This is a genomic window from Pseudomonas sp. lyk4-R2A-8 (assembly GCF_030209095.1).
Lineage (GTDB): Bacteria > Pseudomonadota > Gammaproteobacteria > Pseudomonadales > Pseudomonadaceae > Aquipseudomonas > Aquipseudomonas quebecensis.
In genome coordinates, this window is the sequence record NZ_JARVSS010000036.1 from 1 (window position 1) to 2785 (window position 2785).

Annotated in this window: 3 protein-coding genes; 2 read left to right on the plus strand and 1 reads right to left on the minus strand. The window is 61.7% G+C overall.

All coding sequences use genetic code 11. The annotated features are described in order from the left end of the window. Window positions 1-679: lactonase family protein (locus QRN10_RS23775; RefSeq protein ID WP_285429291.1), on the minus strand; the 679-nt coding region annotated here is incomplete at its 3' end. Window positions 680-805: 126 nt separating this feature from the next. On the opposite strand from QRN10_RS23775, the gene QRN10_RS23780 reads away from it, so the two are divergent. Next, a complete protein-coding gene (locus tag QRN10_RS23780) occupies window positions 806-1696 on the plus strand; it encodes a hypothetical protein (RefSeq protein ID WP_285429292.1) in 891 nt (296 codons plus the stop codon). Between the two features lie 375 nt (window positions 1697-2071). Next, window positions 2072-2530, plus strand: coding sequence for an REP-associated tyrosine transposase (locus QRN10_RS23785; RefSeq protein WP_181081478.1), 459 nt, complete (start codon window positions 2072-2074; stop codon window positions 2528-2530). Window positions 2531-2785 lie beyond the last annotated feature (255 nt).

Consider the following 2785-nt stretch of genomic DNA (forward strand, 5'->3'; position numbering starts at 1 on the left):
TCTTTTTCATGAAGATCAAGAGCGTCTTTCCCGGCAATCCGTGAAGAACCAAAAATTTGCCATCGGTAGAAAACGCCAGGTGCCGAGGCCCGGTATTGGCCGGCACGCTCACGTAGCCGCTGCCGATGGGGCTGAGGGCGCCGGTGTCGGCATCGAAACGGTATTGCAGCACCTGGTCCGTGCCCAGGTTGCCCGCGTAGGCAAAGCGATTGCTCGGGTCGGTGCGCAGGGAGTGCGCGTGCAGGCCCGTCTTGTAGGTGAGGATCGGCTCGGCCTTATCGACGGGCTGCACGCTGAGGGTGTCGGCGCCATACGAGGCGGCGAGCAGGTAACGCCCGGTGCGGTCGGTGGCCAGGTACGCCATGCTTTCGGCCAGCGGCGCTTGGGCTTTTGCGCTCAAGCGCCCGGTGGTGGGGTCAACGTTGAACGCCTGCACCTGGAATGGCTTGACCCGCAACGCGGCATACAAGGTTTTGCCGTTGGGGCTCAGGGCCATTGGGTTGACCTGATCGCCGGCGGCCACCTGACTCACCAGGCTCAATGCGCCGTTGCTTTCGTTCAGGCTGTATTGGGAGATCAGCCCGTCACCGGGGCTGGAAATATAGGCGAAGGTAGCCGCGTTGGCGTGGGCGCTGAGGCCGCAGATGACTGCAGTAGCCAGGAGGAGGGGCGTGTTCACAGGTGATCCTTTATTTTTATGGTTGTGATCAGTCATCGTATGACTGTATCGCGGTTGGAGCAATGCCTGTGTGATCGACGTAATCAGCGGTGTCGCTGACCCTGCGGGGAAGGCATGATGAGCGCCATGAACGAAGACCCCTACACGCGCTACTGGCGCTTTCATACTCCCGATCCCGACATCGCCCCACGCGAAGAGGCACCGATGCTCGCTGAGGAGCAGGCGTGGGCCTACGAGAGCGCGCGCGGGCAACGCTTTGACTGGCTCACGGTGCTGATGGCGCCGCTGTGTTTGGGCGCGATCCTGCCGTTCCTGGTATTCCTGACGGGTTTGTGGCTATTGAGCGCCACGTTCATGCCGACACTGGCGGTTGATCGCATCGTCGGCAATACCTTTGGCTGGCAAGTGCTGGTGACGCTCACAGTCATCGTGGCCTGGGGGCTGCGTAACTACCTGCGCGACCGCCGCGACCCGGTCATACGCTACTGGGCGGCGATGCCGGGCCAGGGCCTGGTGGAACTGGAACGCCACAGGCTGGTGGCGGGTACGTGTCTGTGGGTGTCGGACTTCGACCCGGACTGCAACACGCTGACGCAGTGGAAGGATGGCGAGTGGAGCAGTACCCAGAGCAGCGGAGTTTCACAGTGGATCGTGGCCACAACGGCGGCGGGCCACTGGCTGGTGCTCAAGGAAGAATACGCCGGCAACTTCACCTACAACCGTGTCGGATGTATGCCAGCCCTCGACAAACAATTGCACCCCGCCCAGAACCTGGCCGTGGCCTTCGCCCCCCGCACCAACGTGATGCTCGGGCGCCGCTTCGATGGCGAACCGATACCGTTGACCCGCACCACGTACTGGTTGTCGGCCGACGAACACAAGCGCCTCACGGGGCTTGCGCACCACTGGCACTTTTTCCCGCCGGACCGTTACGGCGTAATCAACCCCCAGGATGCAGCCTGGGTACAGCGACTGGTAGACAAGGCGCAGGCCAGCGCAGAGCCGGCCGGCTGTTAGGGTGTAGTGAGCGGGCTTTAGGCTTGCTGTGGTGAGCAGACTTGCTGTGGTGAGCAGGCTTGCCCTGCGTTGGGCTGCGAAGCAGCCCCACTCCAGACAATGTGGTTTCATCTGACACTCCGAGGTGCCTGGGTTTGGGGCTGCTTCGCAGCCCAGCGCGGGGCAAGCCCGCTCACCACAGCAAGCCCCGTTCACCACAACGAGTCTGCTCACCACAACAAGTCTGCTCACCAGAAAGGGCATCGCTGCTTACGGCCAGCTTGCCGGGCTGTAGGCGAGCAAGTCTGGATACATCCGGTCATCAACTGACATGGGCTCGTCACTCATCTCGGGCTAGCGTTAAAGCTCTTCAGAACAGTCACATAGAGCCACACAATGCGCTCCACACCTCAATCCCATCGCCTGCGTCACGGTCGCTATTCGGAACATGGACGTAGCTACCTGGTGACCTTCGTCGTGAATCACCGTCGCCCCTTATTTACGGACCTCTATCTGGGTCGCCTGCTGGTTATCGAGCTGCGGCAGGCGCATGAACTGGGCCTGGTCGATTCCATGGCCTGGGTGATCATGCCAGACCATGTGCATTGGCTATTTGAGTTGAAGCAACGGAATTTGCCCGATGTGATAAGGCGCGTGAAGTCGCGCAGTACGCTGACCATCAACCGACGCCGCCAAAGCAAGGAGCGGGTCTGGCAGCCCGGTTATCACGACAGGGCGGTACGTGCGCAGGACGATGTGTGCAAGATGGCTCGCTACATCATTGCCAATCCCCTGCGGGCCGGCCTGGTGGAACGGGTCGGAGATTTTTCGTTATGGGACGCCGCCTGGCTCTGATATCTCAGCGGGCTTTGGAACATCTGGGAGGGTGTGCGTCCATACGTTTTATTTGTGGCGAGAGCGTCTTCCGTGGTGAGCGGGGCTTGCTGTGGTGAGCGGGCTTGCCCCGCGCTGGGCTGCGAAGCGGCCCCTCATAAGACCACCGCGTCTACCCAGACAAACCGCGTCGCTGGTTCTGGGGCCGCTTCGCAGCCCAGCGCGGGGCAAGCCCGCTCATACATGGACGCCCCCAGTATGCCAAGCACTCAATTC